Raw genomic sequence first — 18,400 nt, 5'->3', positions numbered from 1 at the left:
TCGTGACGGCGAGTGAGACAAGTACGCACTTTAAGGTGCCTGTTACGCTGGAGCACCGGGCTGCCTGTCTCGGACCTGACGGCACCTCCGAACATGTGATTCGCGTAATCCGTATGATTCAGGGTCGCTGGAAGCTCCCGATCCTGTTTCGCCTTTTTGCTGACCCGAGCCTGCGGTCTTCGCAGTTGATGCGCGACATGCCCGACATTTCGCAGAAAATGCTGACGCAGCATTTGCGGGAGCTAGAGATAGACCGCCTCATTGAGCGGATCGACTTCGAGGAAAAACCGCTTCGTGTCGAATACCGGCTGTCGGAGGAGGGGCGGCAACTGATGCCGCTCTTATTCGAGGCCCGACGCTTTTCCGCTAGCCATCCTGAATAGCCGTTCCCTTTCGGCCCGCCTTGCTCATTCCGGGGCGGGATGTCGGAAGCACCTCGAATGTCCCCTTCTGCCGAAAGCTGACCTCCGGCATCGGGTCAGCGAACGACCGGTTCGTCCCACGCCTCGTCATTACCAGGAATGCACGACAAACAGGTTTTGCGTCATCTGAGCCGGCGTGCGGGCGCTAAGCGTATATTCGGGTCTGTTTCATGTACCGACCCCGACCCGGCGCTGGCCGCCTGCGGCGTTACCTTCCCCTTGCGGTTATAATGACGGTGCCCGGCGAATGTCGGTTGAACTCCAGGCGCATCTCGATCGCGACTGGAACGTCGGTGATCACGCGCGCGAGATCAGCAGCGTCCTCTCCGCTGGTCGCTTCGAGGCCCACGTCCACGATGGCTGACCCCTATCGCCTTTCCGGCCGCACGTCTCCGCTACGAATGACCCGAACCGCTTGGGTCTCCCATTTTGCCAACCTTCAGGAGTCCGGTCTTGTGAAGACCTCACCGGCCCTTTCGAATACTCTGCCCAACATCGTGCGAAAAGACGGTCGAGGCGGAAGAGGTCGTCAGCGACTGCTGCGCCGCTTGTCGATGGGGCGCATACGACCGACGGGTGGAAGAGCCTCGATACGGAGCATCCCACGTATGTCCGCGCTTGTCGCTGAAGGTGCGGACGTCGATCCTTCTCGCCTTGTCCTCGATGGCGGCGCGACCTCCGCCCTGCCCGTCCCGGACCTGTTCTCGCAAGCTGCGGCGTGCGCGGGCTATGCCGCGACCCGGAGCGAGGATCTGGTCGACCAGCTTGTGCATCATGGTCGATGCGATCGGCGCCGAAGGAGCGCCCACGGATCACCCCAGCGGCGATGGTCCGCTTGTACGCAACGGGGCAGGCACTTCTCGACGACATCGCGACGTTCGGGTTGAGCCCCACTTCAACCGTAGCAGCAAGCGTGGTCACGTCTGCGCCCGACGCCACCTGACTTGCCGTAGCCTTCCGCCAGAGATGCGACACATGGGCGGCCGCGAGACCCCCGCAACCGCAAAATTCCGGGCCGAGTTGCCGCTATGCGGCTGCCCGCACCACCCCGGTTTTTGCGGCTTCCCTCCGCTTCGCGTCGGTGCCGGCGCCCCTCATTCGGCTGCCCAGGAGGTGCGCATCCGGCGGATAGGCCGCCGGCCTCGATCAGATGAAGGGCTTGACCCCATGACCACTTCCCTCGCTGCCGCACTCTCCGCTCTGGAGCTTGGACACCTCGAACCCCGCGCCGAAGACATTTCAGGCATGTGCCCGCCCTCGACCGAAGCACTGGAGCAGACCACCACCGCCATCTGGAGCGACCTGTTCGCAACCCTCGAGAACACGTCGCTCGAGCGCGACATCGAGGAGATGGGCTGGGGCCTGGTCAACCTCTTCCACCGGGCCGCGGCGAAGAAGCACGCGACTATCGACCGTCTCACCGATGAGATCAGGCTCCTCCTGGCCGAGCAGGACGGTTCGGAGATCAACACCGCCAACCTCGAGGACAAGATCGACCTTGCCAAGAAGATCGAGGAAGCCGCGACCTGCTACGAGCACATGCGCGACACCGCAGCGGTACACTATATCCGCGAGACCGGCCGTTCCTGGATCCCGTCGACCGGCAACCGCATTTCGCTCGGGGTTACGTCGGCAATCGTTGACGGGCGCGCCTTCCTCCAGGCTCGGCGCGAGCGGGTCCGCGACGCCAACACTGCACAGGGCACGCCCGTAGTGTTTGCCGGGGGACGGCTGACCTTCCGGACCGATCAGGATATGAAGGCGTTTGGCGAAAATCTGCTGCGTACCCTGGGTGCGGTTCGGGAGCGCGTCGGCGACATGTATCTCGTCCATGGCGGCGACATGAAGGGAATCGAGCGAATCGCGGCGTCGTGGGCCGAACAGAACGGTATCCAGCAAGTCCGCTTCGGTCTTGATCGCAACCTGGGTGATCGTGCCGGCTTCCGTCGCAACGAACAGATGCTCTCGCTGAAGCCCCGCTACGTCATTGCCTTCCAGGGCAACGGCGTGACCGAACGTCTGGTGATCGACGCCAAGAAGGCCGGCATCCGCGTGGTCGATCGCCGCGGACCGCTCGGAACCCCTCCCGCAGCTCAGAACGCTCAGGGCGACCGAGAGGTCGCCTGAGCTTCGGCTCGGCCGCTGGCAAAGCCAGCGGCCTCGCCCTTGCGGCATCCCCGCAGAAATCCAGCCACTTACACCCCATCGAGAAGTAAATCGATGCCTCGCCCAACCCGTTACAGACGGCTGCGTATTGCTGGTGCTTCGCGCTTCGGCTGACGGCGACACCTACCACGGCGTCATGACGGACAACCTCAGCGCTCTCCTCGCGAGCGGCAAGAGGCTTTTCGTCACCGTCGCCGGCTCCTGCCCCCGCCTGAATGGTGAGGACGCGGATCGCGCTGTCGAGGACATGATCGGTCGTGCAGGCTTCCAAGGCGAACCGCCCAGCGGTGATGACTGGTTTCTAAGAGCAAGCCGCGAAGGTTCGGGGCGAATAGTTTCGCGACCAGCGCGCTATTTCGCTTCGCTCCACCGAGCCCGTAGACGCCCGTTCGGGTGACGATCGACTGACGGGGGCTTGCCGCGCCCAAATCGCGATTCCGACGCGGAGTGGTTCCGTGGGGCGAGGCCGGAGTCTGCCCCTCGCCGTGTGCCTCTCGTTCAGGCCGCACGCCACCTCACCGCGTTGGTCTCTGCCCCGGCTTCGCCGCGTTATGCCAGGCGGGATGCACTGCCGGAATCACGATAACCGCGCTCGGTTCCTGCCGTCCGGGCGGGGCGCTGCGCAGCACGAACCGTCCCATCGTCATCTCGACACGCACGACGCACGCGCGCCGTGACAGCGAATGCGGCACCAAGGTCCACGCCGCAACCATCATCCTTCACGACAGCCACCGGCGCAGGGGGCGAGCATCAGCGAGGGAGGGTGTCAGGTTCGCCCGGATAGCGGGATCGAGGCATAGTGGCACTGCCGGACGAGCAACGCGACAAGGGCGTCCTGCTTCACGGTTCCATGTCCGTTGCCCGCCGGGGGGTCCATCCCCTCTCTTTCCTGAACGACCTAATCCGGCTTTCCACCCCCTCCAACCCGCGATCGTTCGGGCCGAGTTGCCGCTCCGCGGCTGCCCGCACCACCCCTTTGATCGGGGTTCCCCTGCGCGTCTTCTCGCTTCCGGTGGAGAGGGCGTCCTGGCCGTCTTTTTTGGTGTTCAGTCGAGGGGACGGACCCCCCGGCGAGCAAAAAAAGGAACCTCGAAATGCAGAACCTCGTCATCCTCGCCGGCAACGTCGGCGCCACGCCTGAAGTCCGCACCACCCAGGGTGGCACGAAGATCACCAACTTCTCCCTCGCCACCTCGCGCCCCAAGCGCGACCAGGACGGCAAGACCATGAAGGATGGCGAAGGTCGCCGGGTCGAGGACACCGAATGGCACCGGATCACCTGCTTCAATAGCGTCGGCAAGACCGTCGCGCAGTATGTCGAGAAGGGCCAGAAGGTCATGGTCCGGGGCCGCATCCACTACACCCGCTGGACCGACGATCAGAGCATCGAGCGCTACGGTGTCGAGATCATCGCCGACGAAGTGACCTTCCTCTCCTACGGCAAGAACCGCCAGGAACGCCAAGGCGCCGCGCAGGACGATGAGGCGGATGACGTCCCCTTCTGATGGAGGCAGTACGGGCCCGGAGCTGGCGCTCCGGGCCTCTTCGCGCGTTAACCGGCAATCAGGACCGCAAGGTCACAAGTTCACGAAGACACAGCTAAGCCGCGTACTTGAGCTGCTCGAGTTGCTTGTTGTCCGGCAGCGTCTCCGTGAGACGTTGCTGGAGCATGCGATCGTCGAAAGGCTTGCCGATGCACGTCGCTTTGCCGGGCATGTCCCCCGGACATGGCGTCACGTTGCCGCTTGCGATCACGATCTCGATCCAGGGCCAATGCTCGGCAAAGTAATGGGTTAGCACGCACCCGTCGCTGTCGCCGGGCATCGCCACGTCTGAAAACAGGGCGTCACACCGTCGGTATGATCGCTCAGGAGGTCTTGGCCTCTTTGCCCGTACCCGCTTCGTGAAAGCGAAACCCCGCTCCTTCCGGGACGTCGAAGGCTTGCATCAGAATGAGCGGATCGTCGTCGACTACCAATGCATAGGGGACGGTAGGGATCGCCATTCAGTCTAAAGCCTTATCATGAAGCCGGGTGTTGGTGTCTCGAGACGAGTTGGCGTCTCCCGGCAAAGCCGGGACCGTCGCTCTATTCCGCTTCGCTCCACCGAGCCCGTAGCCGGTCTCGGCCCGTTCGGGTTACGATCGACTGACGGACGCACAGCGCGGAAACTTCTTTCCGTAAAGCGGCAACTTCCTTCCATCCTGGCCCGGCCGGGGCGGCACCGCCGCGCAGCGCACTGTCCCCGTCGACATCGGAGCGCAGAGAGGGGGCACGGACTGGGCAGGTGTCCACCGCGCCTGCGAGGGGGCGCGTTACCGGCAAACCAACGCTGAGCACGACGTTCCCGGCAGGCGGGCTTCACCCCGCTCTTGAGGCGCAATCCTTGGGCCGGCTCAGGGCCTTGTACGATCAACCCGCAAGGGGTCCGGGCGCTTCGCTACGGCTTTTTTCGCAAGCGAAAAAAGTGATCGCGGCCCTTCCCCGTCCTGTCGGGCGCCTGTCGAGCGGGGATGAACCCCGCCGGCTTCACAGGAGCCTCGGACATGTTCAACGATATCTGGATTGCCCGCAAAAACGCCATGGGCCTCGCAAGAACCTTGATGGTGGCAACCATGGTTATCGCCGTCGGCACAGGGTACGCCGTCATCACCGCCGAAGATCACGACAGCTCGCTCACGATCGTCAACGAATACGACGCTTACGCCTGAACCTCCCGGGGGGCTTCGGCCCCCCTCCCCTCTCCGCTCGTCAACCGTGAAGGGGCTGGAGCGGGTATCGAACCCGCCCCGGCGCCGCTGCGCAAGCACGGCAGCGCCGCTGGACAAAGGCTTCTGCCCCCTTCCACCCACCGATTCGGTGAGGGATGCAAATTCAGACGGTATCTCTTCCGGACGCGGGCAATCAGCTCCACGCGGTCCGGACAGGCGGCAGTACCTCAAACACCTTCATCAGCCGCGGGTCGCGCAGGAGCGTTACCCATTCCCGGCCATAGGTTCGCGACGCCAGATAGAACGTAGACCCTTCGCACTCGACCATCCGGCAGCGCTCCAGTTTGTCGACGAGCGAATAGTCAGAGCCGTGGCGTGCGACGATGTCTTCCAGCTCGGCCCGCATCAGCGTCCCGCATTTGCAGCAACGAATCCGGACCAGCGCCTTCATCCGGAGCATATCGCCCACGCTGTCCATCCAGCGGGGCCACAGGGCAACGATGTTGGCAGCCGTTTCCATGGTCGAACGATACGCCGCGATCGGCGTGGTCGTCCAGCATCAGCCTGGGCCTGAAGTCTCACTCTGTCGACGATCCGCGCGGCATTTCGGGCTTCTACGTCCTGGCCGGGGCGCCCCCCCGCGCAAGCCCGCCAGCGGGCTTCTCCACTCCGTTGCGACCCTATGGGTGCGCGAGCGATCTATGCCCCGGCCGTCCTGTCGCCTGTCGAAAGGCCCCGATCGTCGGGGTCATTGGCAGGAGACCATCATGGCCGAGCAAACGCCTCAATCAGACCGCGCCAAGGCTAGCGCAGCGGAGATCGCCCGCCTCAACGACTGGCTGCGGCAGCATCTCACCGCCCCGGGCAACAACCGGGTCGTGATGACCAGCGGGATCGCAGACCTGATCGGCGACGTCAGCCTCTTCCGAAATTTCCGCAAGCGGGCGGAACTGCTCCGCGCGGTTCGCGACTTCGACGCCTTCGACGATGCGATCGACCCCTACGGCGAGCATGATCTGGGCCGGTTCCTGTTCGAGGGCACCGACTGCTACTGGAAGATCGACTATCACAATCACGACCTGAGCGCAGGCTCGGAAGATCCGGCCGATCCCTTCAAGACCACGCGCGTCCTCACGATCATGCGCGTCGACGAACGCTGACGCGTCGCCCCGGCGTAGTGGCGCCGGGGCTTCCCATTTTTGCCGAAAGGATCGGATCATGAATGTCGAGCCCCCCCCTCCACGCTCGTCGATCAACGCGGCCGAGCGCGCGCGACGTGAACGCGAGGTCGACTTCGATTGTGGCAAGGTCCGTTGTGGAGGCGGCAGTCTTTCCGATGATTACGAGTGCCACGACGCCTGCTAGCTTGCCGGAGGACTCGATAGCGACGCGCTGACGGTCGCGATCCTTGCATCGAGGGTTGTCCAGCCTCGGTGATTGGCGCGAAGTGGGAGGAGAGCCCGTCGCGTGGGTCAGCGCCTCCCCTGCTCTACCAACGTCGGAAGGGCTCTGTCGTCGATCCTGCTCATTGTGACGACCGGGCGGAGCCAGCGTCAAGGATGCGCGGTTCCCCCAATTTTGACGCGGCCTTCGCTTCGCTTCGACCACGACAAAATCGGCACCCCCACGCCCCGCTTGCGCGGCCGCTGCGCGGTCCTGTGACGCTGGACCCCACCCGATCGTCAGGGGGCATCCGTCTCAACGAACAGACGGAGGTTCACATGCACGTCCAAACCGCACGCACCCGGGCATGGCTCGCTGAATTTGCAAGCATCCAAGCGGAGATCGCAGCACACGGGATGCCCGAGCGGGCACCCCTCCTCGCAGTAAAGCGGACCCGCAAGCTCAAGCCGCTCTGGGAGGAATGAACATCGTCCGGGCGGCCTCGGCCGCCCGATTAAAGGATCGGGTCTTCGTCTTGAGCGTCGTTATATCCGGTGTGGTGCAGGTCGTGTCGAACGAGATCGGGCCGTGGGTACTTCACAATCGATTTCGCCATTTTGCGCTTTGGTGAACGCCGATCGCGTTCGTCGCGTTCGGCGTCTCAATCTCTTGCCGATTTGTGGCTTGGCACTGCGGATTCATCAATTGCTTTGGCGACACGCGAACTGGAGGAATTGTTCCTTCGTGTGGTAGCTGCCTGGTAGCAACGAGCTAGCGACATTGTAGCGATCTGATCGCGGTTTGCGTTCGGGTAGCAACGCGATAGCTATGACGTAGCATGTTCATACACGGTGTGGCCCTGCCTCTCGCGCCTTTACAACCGCGTCTCGACGGTATCGCAAGGGCGCGTATCGCTAGTTGGTAGCAAGCAGCAACCTGCTACCAACCAGACCGCGAGCATGTAGCCGCTTAGCCGCAACATTGTCGCATCTAAGCTGCAATTGGCTCGCGATAAACTGGCAACCAATTCGCCGCCTCGTTGCGATTAAATCGCAATCATACCGCAAGCTGCTCGCTGTCAGATTGCATCAAAGTCGCTAGACACTAGCTGCTAGGTTGCGATATGGCAGCTTCATGAGCGCTGGCTGCTACATGGTAGCAACCTGGCCGCAACGGGAGAGCAGCATGCCAGTCATCAGCTTCGTGTCGCCGAAAGGCGGGGTGGGCAAGACCACCGCGACATTGTTGCTCGCCGGAGAGTTGGCGGAGGCGGGGGGTACCGTACGCCTGATCGATGCTGACCCGAACCTTCCGCTGGTCGACTGGGGCCAGTTACCGGGACGACCGGATGCGATAACTGTCGTCGGGTGCCGCGACGAAAACGCGATCATCGATGAGATCGAGAGGGGCGCGTCGGAGGCGCGCTTCACACTCGTTGACCTCGAAGGCGCGGCGACCGCGACCGTCACGTTCGCAATCGCGCAAAGCGATCTGGTGATCATTCCTTGCAAGGGGTCGCATCTGGATGCCACCCAGGCTGCCCGCGCTATCAAGCTCGTCAAGCAGACGGCGCGCGGTACCAGGACAGAGATCGATTATGCGATCCTGTTCAGCCAAATCCCGCCAGCGCTGCGCTCGAACAATCAGAAGGACATCGCGGAGCAGTTCAACGATGCTGAAATTCCAGTCCTTCCGGTCATGATCTACAATCGCGAGGCCTATCGCGCGATGTTCGCCGCTGGTGGAACGCTTCGCACCATCAACGACAAAGGCGTCGGTAACATGAAGGCAGCGCTCGAGAACGCCGAGGCCTATGCGGCAGCGGTGATCGCAAGGCTGCGTAAGGCGCGTACCGTGAAGGAGGCAGCATGACCCGGTCCCGGCTCGATCTCTCGGAGTTCGATGATACGCCCCCGAACAAGGATCCAGCCAAGCTACGCGAGATCAGCGACGGGGCCGGCTTTCCGTCGCGTCCGGCTGTCCCAGCTGTAGCTGCCCCGCCTGTAGCGGCGCCCGTGCCTCAAGAGCGTCCCCAAGCCGGGACATTCCAACGGCCGCCACGCGTAACCGGCAATCGCAATATCGCGATCAACGTGAGGGTAGATCCCGAGACCGCTGCGAGACTCTATGCTCTTCGTGACGCGGACCCGGCACGCAAACGCGTGCTCGCCGACGTCGTCGCTGATGCGGCGCTTTTGCTTTACGAACGCGAGATCGATGGCGCTAGTCAATAGGTAGGGCAGGGGCCTTGCATGGCCGTTAGCGCGGCGACGCAACGCAATCCTGGTTGACCGCCCGCGCGCCGCAGAACCTCGTTAAAGGCGGCCCCACGATCGAATGGATAGGGCGTGATACCTCGCTTGGCAGAACCGCGACGGCGCCCGAAACACCGTACGCGCGGCGCCCGCGTGCAGTGGCGCACGGGCGATCGCCAGCCACCAACACGACGGAATCTGTGGTGGGCCGGCAGGGGAGGGGGCAGCCTCATCTGGCGCCGTCAATCTGCTTTCGGGTATTCTGCTCGGCCGCGCTGAAGCGAGCGCCGGCCGTCAGCCTCCGTCGGCGCAACACCTAGACAGGCCGTGGCTGCCAAGATTGGGGAACCGCTGCGTTCGATCCCAGCCAATGCCCTGAACGCCTAGAATGGCGGATCGAAGGTCATCCCTTGCCCACGCTAGGTTCGATCAAATCCCATCGGTTTCCGTAGAGGTCTTCGAAGACCGCCACCGTGCCATATGGTTCATGGCGAGGCGCTTCGACAAAACGGATGCCCGGCTGCGTGTAAGCGAGGTGGTCACGGGCAAAATCGTCTGTTTGAGAATCAGGAACACGCGACCGCCGCTTTGATCGCCGATCGCCTCACGTTGCCGGTCGCCAACCAATCGCGCTAGTAACAGTCCGTTCTCCGTACCGTGCGGCGCGACCACCACCCACCGCTTGTCATCAGTCAGCGCGGTATCTTCACGCAGTTCGAAGCCAAGCTTCTGAACGAAGAAGGAGAGCGCGGTGTCATATTCGTCGACAAGGAGAGCGGTCAGGTTCAAGCGTTGAGGCATCCGATGAGGCTGCCCTAACCTGGGGGCCAAGCCAACGCCGGCTTCTCGTCTGGATGGTGGATCAGGAAGCCTAGCCTAGCGACGCAAGCTGGCTTGCCACCGTTTTGCCGCCGTGTTTCGAGATAGCCGTCGCGATTGCCCGGGCATCCGCTTTGTCGATCGCTGCAATTTTAACCCGATCGAGCGCGGCGGTAAGAACCGGACGACCAGCGTCCCGAGCCGTCTGCTCCGCCGCCTTTGCCTGTTCGTCCAGATGAGCAAGTTCCGCTTTTAGAGCTTCCCGCCGAGCCTCGATTGTTGCGAGATCGACGACGTTTCTTGATCGGGCCATTCTTCGAATCCGGTTCCAATAGAGAACAACTTAGGAGGTTGCGGGCAATGCAGGGAATAGCAGTTAGCCGTGCCTAATCGTGCAAACGCCTTGCACCGCCACCACAAGACCGAAAGCTACTTGTCGCAAGCGCACAGTCAATCCCTTTTTACCTCCGCGTTTGGAGTGATTTAGCTCCAAAGAGATTGTTGTTTCATGAGGATAGCCAATTACTAGGGATGGCAGGATATGCCTCACGGCACCAATGTTTAACATTGGCTTGTGGGGAGCCGCTGCACGGGGCTTTTGGGATGAATGTAGGCCTACGGTTGAAGGACGATTTGGTCGCCGAGATCGACCGCGTTGCCGCGGCGAATGGGCAGACCCGAAGTCGCTGGATGGCAAGCATACTGGCCAACGCTGTGCTGGCTCCGGAGAACGATGACATTCCCGTGATGCCAATTCAGGGTAGGGGGAATCCCGACGATCTCATTCGCGTCACCGTCCGCCTCGACCGAAGCGAGGTCGAGGGCATCGACACCATAGCGGCGCCTATGAAGATGACGCGAAACGAGTGGATTAAGCGCACGCTTCGCTGGCAGCTTTGGGACAAGGCTGGCGTGCTGAGGCTGGCTCCGGCCACCCAGGCTGAGATCGTCAAATTGCGTAAGCAGGTGCTTCTGATCGGCCGAAACATCAATCAGGCGGTCCATGCGATGAACGCAGCGAACCAGCCTGAAAGCTCGCTCGACATCGCCCGCATCGCCGGTCCCTTTATCGAAAAATGTGAAGAGCTGAACGCGCTGCTGTTTACGACCCGGCTGGCCCTCTCGGCCGCGATCGGGGCAGAGGTCGGGTACTGGACCGACACCTACCAAGGTTCAGCAGCGTGAGCTTCCGCTTCTCTTCCGGAACGATGGACTCCATGGCGGGCGTCTTCGCGCCGCCGAAGAAGTACCGCCCCGGGACCGGAGGCGGCAGCGCAAAAGGCCCGAAAACCGGGAGCACGATGCTCGGCCTTGCCGTTGCGTCGATGTTCCCGAAGGCCGCATTATCTTTGGCCACGTCGCGTGCCAGTGCGCAGGCGAAGCACGCTTTCGGGGGCGGATCGCAGGCCCGGATGAGCGGCCAGGCGATCATGACTACGGATCGCACAACGCGTCGCGTCCCCGAGGTCATGGTGCGGATCACGGGGCGTCAGCATGGCGGCGGACACGTCCTTGCCAACTTCGCCTATATCAGCCGGCTGGGGCACGGTCCCGACGAGGAACTCGGGCTTGAAACCAGCGAGGGCGTCGTGCTCCGTGACGGACGGGACATGCAGATTCTCGCGAAGGATTGGCACAACTTCGAGATGGACGGGGACGCTAGACGCAAGGGTGCGACGTCCATATCGATGATCCTTTCGATGCCGACGGGGACCGATCCGGAGCGTTTGAAAGCGGCGGCCCTGGACCTCGCACGCGAGGAATTTGCGAACCGGTCGTGGGTTGCCGTCCTTCACGTCGATCGCGACCATCCGCACGTTCACATCACGATCGCGCGTCGCGATTTCGACGGGCGCCGCTTTCATCCGGACCGAGATGATCTGTTTCGATGGCGGCAACGCTTCGCCGAGAAGCTCCGCGAACGCGGCATCGAGGCCAACGCCACGCCGACCAGGGCGCGCGGTATTGACCCCGCGCATGAGCACATTGCGGTACAAAAGATGCGCGACAAGGGGCAGGTTCCGCGGCTCGATAGGAGCCGGGCGGAGCGCGCCATGCGCCTCCGCGACCGGGGTATATCCGACCCGGTCGAGGCCATTATTGCAAGTCGGCAGGCAACCGTTCGCGCGACCTATATGCGATCCGTCGCGGAGCTATCGGCCTCTCCTTCCCTTGCCGATCAGGTGGTGGCACAGAGCCTCGGGCGGTTCGTCGCGGCATTGCCGCCGCCCGAGCCCAACTCCGTTCGGGCGATGCGTGCCGGTTCACCGTCCCGCAGGCGCGACGCGATCGTCGATGCTCGGGCGCGCCCGGCTGTTGCGGACCCCGGGCTCGATCCGATCACCGCAGCACTGGAACGTTCTCGCGTCATGCGTGGCAAGCTGGAGGCCAAGCAAGCACTCCGGGAGAGTCCCGAGCGGACCGAAGACACGCCGCATGAACGCCGACCCTCAGTAGTATCCGAGCGCCTTCGCTCGCTTATCGCCGAGGCCGAACGGCAGGCCACGGCACCTTCGTCAAGCAAGCCGGAGGAGGTCCTTCGCGAGATATTGGATCGTGATCGCGCCACTAGGGACCGCGCGCGTTCGCCGGATAGGGGTGGGCCAGAACGATGAGCAGGGATCAGGTAAGCGTTGCTCTGGCAGGCGTTCTGGACGCGTTGACGCTCGTGCAGGAGCAACTCGATGCGCTGACCGAAAGCGGCCAGCGCATCGAGGCGACACACAGAGAGATCGTCAACAGGCTGGACACGATCGGTGCGGGCCAGGCCGCCGTGACGGATCTAACGCCGATCCTCGAGATGATCCTAGGGCGATCGATCGACGATCGTGAGATCATGAAGACGCAACTCGGTACGATTGCGGCGGCGATCGGCTTCGCCCATGCCGCCGCTAACGGCAACCGGGCACCCCTGCCTGTCGCAGTAGCCAGCGATCCGCTTCTCGAGCGCTTTATCCTGACTCAACCCGCCGATCTGTTATCGAACGAGCGGTCGTTGACGGACTGGCGCAACGCCGCGTCGGCCGCCAGCACAGCCGAGCTTATTGTTCTCCTGAACCGGCAGTATCAGCCCTCACCAACCGATACCCCGGAGACGCGGGTCCTGCGCTACCGCCTGGCGGCACTCACGCGTGATGAGATCAAGGGCAGGGGTGCCTCGCCGCCGGGACCACCAAGCACCGCCGTTGCGGTCGATCGGACAGCTTCGGCTTGCATGATCCGGTCTCACGAACTCGCCGAGCTATGGCGAGCAGGGGAAAGCGCAGCACTTTACGGCGAACCCGAGCTGGCGGGCGCCATAGATATCTTCGACGATGCAGAGCGCAGGCTAGGGCCTGCGGCTGGTGAGCATTCTCTACCCGAGCTGGTCTCGCTTCACAGCGATCTAGCCAGCCGCATCGAGGCAGGCGATCGACCGGACATCGGTGACAGTCGCCCGGCTTCCAGCAACGAACGTGCGACTGCGGTCGAGCTCACCAAGGATCGTTAGACGAAGTACGTTAAAGCGGATCGGCGGCTTCCGACCAACTCACGCCATCCGCCAGCAAAGGCGTGAAGGGCGGCTTTTCGCAAAACCTGCCACTCACGCCGCGCGAAACCAATGTTCGGCGTTGCGACCCATCCCGGCCACCCCCCTGCTGAGTCAAAGGGGGCGGGACCTGCCGTGGCGGAAAGCACCAGTTTGTCGCACAACGATATTTACGACCGGGTTTTCCACACATCTGATCGCCAAATGACGATAATGGGGAGGAAAGCAGCCTGTCCGTTATTGGGAGTGCGTGTGACGTTAGTCTACGCCGCCTGTTGCTGGGTCGTTCCCGGAAGAGGTTCGTATTTCGGGACTGTGGTATGGTGGCGATGCGCGATCCTAGTTGGGCTCGATAAAGCTTCTACGCTACTTTATTCACCCATCGGGCTTCGAGGTTAGGTGATGGAATAAGGCTCGCCGGCCGCGGCATGCTAGGCGGTGGTGCAAAAACACCGTTCGCCAAGTAGTTGATGGCGTTAACGACACCTGCATGGGAGAAAGGTTTAGCAATCACTCCATGCGCACCGGAGAAATCCGCCGGTATCTTCGAGACGTTGGCCGTAACGAAAACGATCAGTGCGTCCGGCCAGTGCGTCCGTATGTAACGGCACACGTCCAAGCCGTTTGAGTCATGCGCCAGATGGATATCAACAAATGCGAGCTGCGGATTGAGATCATCCGGTAGAGCCTCAACGTCCTGAAGGCTCGCCGCCTCAGCCAGAACGCGATGTCCACTGTCCTCGACCATCGCCTCCATATCCATCGCGAGGAGCATTTCGTCTTCAACAATCAAAACTTGCATTGAATTAGTCATGATTGCGCTTTGGTCTGAGGAAACGTGATCGTCACGCATGTTCCAGGAGTATTGTTGCGCCAGGTAGCCTCTGCGCGAGCTTGGCGCGCAAGACGGGTAATCAGCGACGTGCCGATGCTCTTGCTGCGGGCGGCTGAAGGCATGCCCGGGCCGTCATCGCATATTCGGATGGTCCCATAGTCGTTACCTCCTTCGACAACGAGACTGAGGTGACCCGAGCGGCCGTCGGTGAAGGCATGCTTGACGGCATTGGTCAGAATCTCGTTAAGGATCAGGCCGAGCGCGGATGCATTGGCTGCATCCACGAACAGCGGCTGAGCCTGAACGTCCAACGTGATGTCGCTACGACCGCTTGACCCGACCACATCCGACATCAGGCTTTGCGCGAAACTACCTATATCGAACCTCGCGATGTCGGAGGATTGGTAGAGCTGGCGATGGACTACCGCGAGGGCATCGACACGTTCGAGCATGGAATCGAGCTTCGATGCCACGGAAGGATCGTCGATAGTGCGAACCTGAAGGCGCAACAGCGATCCAATCATCGTAAGGTTGTTTTTAACCCGATGATCAACCTCATGAAGAAGGATGGTCTTGGCATCCAGCGCGGCACGCAGATCGGCGGTACGACGCTCGACCTCACGTTCGACCAGCAGCTTCTGATCATTGATAATGTTTTGAGCCTCAACACGATCGCTGACGTCAAGCTGGGATGCGAAGAAAAAGCGGACGATCCCGTCGTTATCCCTAACTGGCGATAGATACAGCGCGTTCCAAAACGTCGTTCCATCCTTGCGATAATTCAGCAGATCGACGTCAACGGCTTGCCCGACCCTGATGGCTTCGCGGACTTGATCGATTGTCGCAGGGTCGGTTTCGGGGCCTTGTAGAAAGCGGCAGTTTCGTCCGAGGATCTCGTCCCGGGAATAACCCGTCAGCTCCTGAAACGCGACGTTGCAGAACACGATCGGGTTATCATCGCGGGCCGGGTCAGTGATGACCATAGGCATCCGTGTGGCGCGAACAGCTGCCGCAAAGGGGTCGCCACGGCCATGTTCGTAATCGAGTACGTCGGTTAGATGCCAGTCGTCACGTTGTTTCAAAGCTACCTCCAGCGAAGGCCGGAAGGCTCCACGCATGCGTGAACGTCGCTTACAGGAATATCGTTCCATTAGAGCCAGATCGTAGGCGGCATTTTTTGTCGCGATCATTGATTGTGGCATGGCGATTGTGCATTCTCGATATTGGATGCTCGCCGGTAACGGGTTATTTTTCGATGCGGCGGATCGTTTTCGCCTGTCGCACGCCAATGCCCGTAGCGCGCGGATCAGATAACGGAAGGTATGCCCCTTGCCGTTGTGCAGGGAACTTCAGGCTCAATGTCAAAACAGTCCGAGGCAGACCAGACGACGCCCTTAAGCGGTTCCTTCCATGCCAGCGAGCACGAAGCGGAAACCCGGTTTCGGAATATGGCCGACCATGCTCCGGTCATGATGTGGGTTACAGAGCCAGATGGCTACTGCAGCTATCTCAATAAGCGTTGGTATGAGTTTACGGGGCAAACCGAGGAAGAAGCGCTCGGTCTGGGCTGGACGGCAGCGACTCATCCGGATGACCAGAAGCTAGCCGAAGACACTTTCCTTGCTGCGGTCGCCGTTCAAGGTCCGTTTCGCGTCGAGTATCGGCTGCGCCGTGCCGATGGCGTGTATCGGTGGGCAATTGACGCTGCCGCGCCGCGCTTCGCCGATGACGGAAGCTTTCTTGGTCATGTCGGCTCTGTCATCGACATCGACGACCGTCGAGAGGCAGAAGATAAGCTGGCACTCAACGAAGAGCGACTTCGTCTCGCACTTGAGGTTGCGGAGATCGGGCAGTGGCATGTCGATACCGACACCGGAATTATGTTCTGGCCACCGCGCGTGAAAGCGATGTTCGGTATTTCGCCCGATGTCCCGGTGACGCTGGCAGACTATTCCAACGGCGTGCATCCGGATGATCGGGAAAAGACCCTCGCAGCTTACGAAGCAGCCTCCGACCCCCGGAACCGTCCTCTTTACGATGTCGAATATCGAACGATCGGCAGGGAAGACGGCGTCGTTCGGTGGGTGGCCGCAAAAGGCCGTGGTTTGTTCGATGCCGAGGGCACATGTTATCGCATGATCGGCACAGCTGTCGACATCACGTCGCGCAAGGCTGACGAGTTGCGGCTTCGCGAGCTAAACGAGTCTCTTGAAGCGCAGGTGGCCGAACGCACGGCCGATCGTAACCGTATGTGGCTGCTTTCGACGGACCTGATGTTGGTCACTCGGTTTGACGCGACGGTCACCGCCGTGAATCCTGCGTGGACGACTCTTCTTGGCTGGGCCGAAAGTGAATTGGTCGAGAGGCGCTTTATCGATCTCGTCCACCCGGAAGATGTAGCAACCACGCTGCACGAAGTGGAAAAGCTGTCTGAAGGGCGGACCACCATGCGGTTTGAAAACCGATATCGACGCAAGGATGGCACTTATCACTGGCTGTCGTGGACGGCCGTGCCGGGGGAAGGTTTAATCCATGCCGTCGCCCGCGACATATCAGGCGAGAAGGAGCAGGCCGAAGCACTAAAGCTGGCTGAGGACGCCCTGCGCCAAGCACAGAAGATGGAAGCGATCGGGCAACTTACCGGTGGGGTTGCTCACGACTTCAACAACCTCCTCACCGTGATACGGGGGTCGGTCGATCTGCTGCGGCGTCCGAACCTTACGGCCGAACGGCGCGACCGATATATCGCCGCAATCGGCGACACTGCTGATCGGGCCGCGAAGCTGACGGGTCAGCTGCTGGCCTTTGCGCGCCGCCAAGCGCTGATGCCAGAGCTGTTTGACGTAGTTCCGAGTATTCTAGACATGGCCACGATGGTCCGGACCCTAGCGGGGCCGCGTATGGAATTAGAATTGAAGATCCCAAAAGAGCCGTTGCTGGTCAAGGCTGACCGAAGCCAGTTCGACACCACGATCGTTAATCTCGCAATTAACGCTCGTGACGCTATGAATGGCGAGGGAGTGCTGACAATCGCTTTAGGCGCCGTTTCAAATTTGCCTGCACGTCGAGCGCATAAGGCGGTGGCTGGCGACTTCGTCGCTGTAACGGTGATAGATCAAGGGGCCGGTATTGCCCAAGAGAATCTCAACCGTATCTTTGAGCCCTTCTTCACGACCAAGGGGGCCGGGCACGGCACCGGACTTGGCCTGAGCCAGGTCATCGGTTTTGCCAAGCAGTCTGGCGGCGATATCAGGGTGGAGAGTGAGTTTGGAAAGGGAAGTACGTTTACGCTTTATCTTCCACGGATGCTGACAGGCGGCGAAACACAGGACGAGACGTTGGCTGAGGAGAGCATAGATGGAAACGGCGTCCGCGTACTCATCGTCGAAGACAATGCCGACGTCGGAGACTTTGCGACCAGCGCGTTGCAGGATTTGGGTTATGCCAGCGTCCTTGCCCGGGACGCGGAAAAGGCCCTCGCCGAATTGGAAAAGGACGCTGAAAAGTTTGATGTCTTATTCACTGATGTAGTCATGCCCGGCGTAAACGGCGTCGAATTGGCTGAGCGCGTCCGACGTGACTACCCGGATTTACCGATAATACTTACGAGTGGATACAGCCATGTTCTTGCACAAAATGGCACGCATGGGTTCGAGCTTTTGCATAAGCCCTACTCACTGGAGCAGCTTTCCCGCGTTTTACAAAAGGCTATCCGCTGGAGACCCGCAAACTTACAAACCTGATCGACTGATTTACTACAACATTTTGACTTTGTGCTGCTATGCGACGTAACTGTTTCGTGGCCTGACGCCCCAAATTGAATAGTATTGATTGGAACCGACAGGAGTACAGCGGGCAACATGATCAAGTGAACTGCCCCCGCTGCAAGCTCGTTTTCCTAACAACCGTTCCCAAACCGTTTTCCGAAATGGCGTCATGTCGCTGAAGTTATGGGAAGGGCATTTATGCTCTTTAGACGACGCAAAACACACGTTTGTCGATGCAGCACCACGCGCAAAGCGAGCGCGGCGTCGTACAATTTCCACATTGGCACGAGTGTCCCACAATCCCTGTCGGGTTGGGAAAGTGTGCGACAGCCTTGAAGGCATGGTTTTTCGTCATGAGAGCAACGACCGCAATTCGGCACGACTTCTCCAAAACTTGGCAGTTCGCTACCGGCCAGGATTGCCGGCTGCTGTGCCGATCCCCGAGGCCCCGCGGATGGCTGATCCGTCTGAAACCCGACGTTCACAGTGATACTCTGGAATGACCGCTTCGTCT

The 18,400-nt window shown here is 61.2% G+C and carries 16 protein-coding genes and 1 pseudogene; 10 read left to right on the top strand and 7 right to left on the bottom strand.

The genetic code is table 11. The annotated features are described in order from the left end of the window. The first annotated feature begins 35 nt into the window (after positions 1 to 35). The 3 genes from L8K25_RS21525 to L8K25_RS21515 all read left to right on the top strand — a co-directional run bounded on the left by L8K25_RS21525 (position 36) and on the right by L8K25_RS21515 (position 4,093). Complete coding sequence (locus L8K25_RS21525) at positions 36 to 383, top strand: helix-turn-helix domain-containing protein (RefSeq protein WP_242141081.1); 348 nt, start codon at positions 36 to 38, stop codon at positions 381 to 383. 1,206 nt (positions 384 to 1,589) lie between these two features. Further along, a complete protein-coding gene (locus tag L8K25_RS21520) occupies positions 1,590 to 2,549 on the top strand; it encodes a DUF2493 domain-containing protein (RefSeq protein WP_242141091.1) in 960 nt (319 codons plus the stop codon). Positions 2,550 to 3,682: 1,133 nt separating this feature from the next. After that, positions 3,683 to 4,093 (top strand): single-stranded DNA-binding protein, encoded by a 411-nt coding sequence (locus L8K25_RS21515; protein WP_242141080.1) that lies wholly within the window; start codon positions 3,683 to 3,685, stop codon positions 4,091 to 4,093. Between the two features lie 94 nt (positions 4,094 to 4,187). Here L8K25_RS21515 and L8K25_RS21510 read toward each other — a convergent pair whose 3' ends face one another. Together L8K25_RS21510 and L8K25_RS21505 are read right to left on the bottom strand one after the other, a co-directional pair. After that, complete coding sequence (locus L8K25_RS21510) at positions 4,188 to 4,412, bottom strand: hypothetical protein (protein WP_242141079.1); 225 nt, start codon at positions 4,410 to 4,412, stop codon at positions 4,188 to 4,190. Between the two features lie 43 nt (positions 4,413 to 4,455). Then, entirely contained in the window at positions 4,456 to 4,593 is a 138-nt protein-coding gene (locus tag L8K25_RS21505; protein WP_242141078.1) for a hypothetical protein, read from the bottom strand. Positions 4,594 to 5,133: 540 nt separating this feature from the next. Here L8K25_RS21505 and L8K25_RS21500 point away from each other — a divergent pair. Continuing rightward, positions 5,134 to 5,298, top strand: a complete 165-nt coding sequence (locus L8K25_RS21500; protein ID WP_242141077.1) for a hypothetical protein — start codon at positions 5,134 to 5,136, stop codon at positions 5,296 to 5,298. A gap of 193 nt (positions 5,299 to 5,491) precedes the next feature. Here the strand turns inward: L8K25_RS21500 and L8K25_RS21495 are convergent, their stop codons facing one another. Continuing rightward, positions 5,492 to 5,818 carry a hypothetical protein gene (locus L8K25_RS21495; protein WP_242141076.1) on the bottom strand — a complete coding sequence of 109 codons (327 nt, stop codon included), beginning with the start codon at positions 5,816 to 5,818 and terminating at the stop codon, positions 5,492 to 5,494. A 247-nt stretch (positions 5,819 to 6,065) separates the two neighbouring features. Here L8K25_RS21495 and L8K25_RS21490 point away from each other — a divergent pair, with 247 nt between their 5' ends. Both L8K25_RS21490 and L8K25_RS21485 read left to right on the top strand, forming a co-directional pair. Then, entirely contained in the window at positions 6,066 to 6,458 is a 393-nt protein-coding gene (locus L8K25_RS21490; RefSeq protein WP_242141075.1) for a DUF3768 domain-containing protein, read from the top strand. A 1,408-nt stretch (positions 6,459 to 7,866) separates the two neighbouring features. Further along, positions 7,867 to 8,553, top strand: coding sequence for a ParA family protein (locus tag L8K25_RS21485; protein WP_121905587.1), 687 nt, complete (start codon positions 7,867 to 7,869; stop codon positions 8,551 to 8,553). Positions 8,554 to 9,339: 786 nt separating this feature from the next. Here the strand turns inward: L8K25_RS21485 and L8K25_RS21480 are convergent. Next, a pseudogene (locus L8K25_RS21480) lies at positions 9,340 to 9,737 on the bottom strand (VOC family protein). Between the two features lie 70 nt (positions 9,738 to 9,807). Next, complete coding sequence (locus tag L8K25_RS21475; RefSeq protein WP_242141073.1) at positions 9,808 to 10,068, bottom strand: hypothetical protein; 261 nt, start codon at positions 10,066 to 10,068, stop codon at positions 9,808 to 9,810. A 308-nt stretch (positions 10,069 to 10,376) separates the two neighbouring features. Here L8K25_RS21475 and L8K25_RS21470 point away from each other — a divergent pair, with 308 nt between their 5' ends. Genes L8K25_RS21470 through L8K25_RS21460 form a run of 3 tightly spaced genes read left to right on the top strand, consistent with a single transcriptional unit; the run spans position 10,377 to position 13,245 of the window. Further along, the gene (locus L8K25_RS21470; protein ID WP_347341170.1) at positions 10,377 to 10,940 is read left to right on the top strand and encodes a hypothetical protein; all 564 of its coding nucleotides are present in this window, start codon (positions 10,377 to 10,379) and stop codon (positions 10,938 to 10,940) included. Continuing rightward, the gene (locus L8K25_RS21465) at positions 10,937 to 12,370 is read left to right on the top strand and encodes a relaxase/mobilization nuclease domain-containing protein (RefSeq protein WP_242141071.1); all 1,434 of its coding nucleotides are present in this window, start codon (positions 10,937 to 10,939) and stop codon (positions 12,368 to 12,370) included. The genes L8K25_RS21470 and L8K25_RS21465 overlap by 4 nt, the downstream gene beginning before the upstream one ends. Then, on the top strand, positions 12,367 to 13,245 hold the full coding sequence (locus L8K25_RS21460) for a hypothetical protein (RefSeq protein ID WP_242141070.1): 879 nt from the start codon (positions 12,367 to 12,369) through the stop codon (positions 13,243 to 13,245). The genes L8K25_RS21465 and L8K25_RS21460 overlap by 4 nt, the downstream gene beginning before the upstream one ends. Positions 13,246 to 13,645: 400 nt before the next feature. On the opposite strand, the gene L8K25_RS21455 is transcribed toward L8K25_RS21460, so the two are convergent. Then, entirely contained in the window at positions 13,646 to 14,098 is a 453-nt protein-coding gene (locus L8K25_RS21455) for a response regulator (protein ID WP_242141069.1), read from the bottom strand. Then, complete coding sequence (locus tag L8K25_RS21450) at positions 14,095 to 15,201, bottom strand: PAS domain-containing protein (protein ID WP_242141068.1); 1,107 nt, start codon at positions 15,199 to 15,201, stop codon at positions 14,095 to 14,097. Before L8K25_RS21450 ends, L8K25_RS21455 begins: the two co-directional genes overlap by 4 nt. A gap of 276 nt (positions 15,202 to 15,477) precedes the next feature. Here L8K25_RS21450 and L8K25_RS21445 point away from each other — a divergent pair, with 276 nt between their 5' ends. Continuing rightward, positions 15,478 to 17,862 (top strand): PAS domain-containing protein, encoded by a 2,385-nt coding sequence (locus tag L8K25_RS21445; protein ID WP_242141067.1) that lies wholly within the window; start codon positions 15,478 to 15,480, stop codon positions 17,860 to 17,862. Positions 17,863 to 18,400: the final 538 nt, after the last annotated feature.

Source organism: Sphingomonas sp. TREG-RG-20F-R18-01, from assembly GCF_022662475.1.
GTDB lineage: Bacteria > Pseudomonadota > Alphaproteobacteria > Sphingomonadales > Sphingomonadaceae > Sphingomonas.
This window is presented reverse-complemented; position numbering and strand designations above follow the sequence as displayed.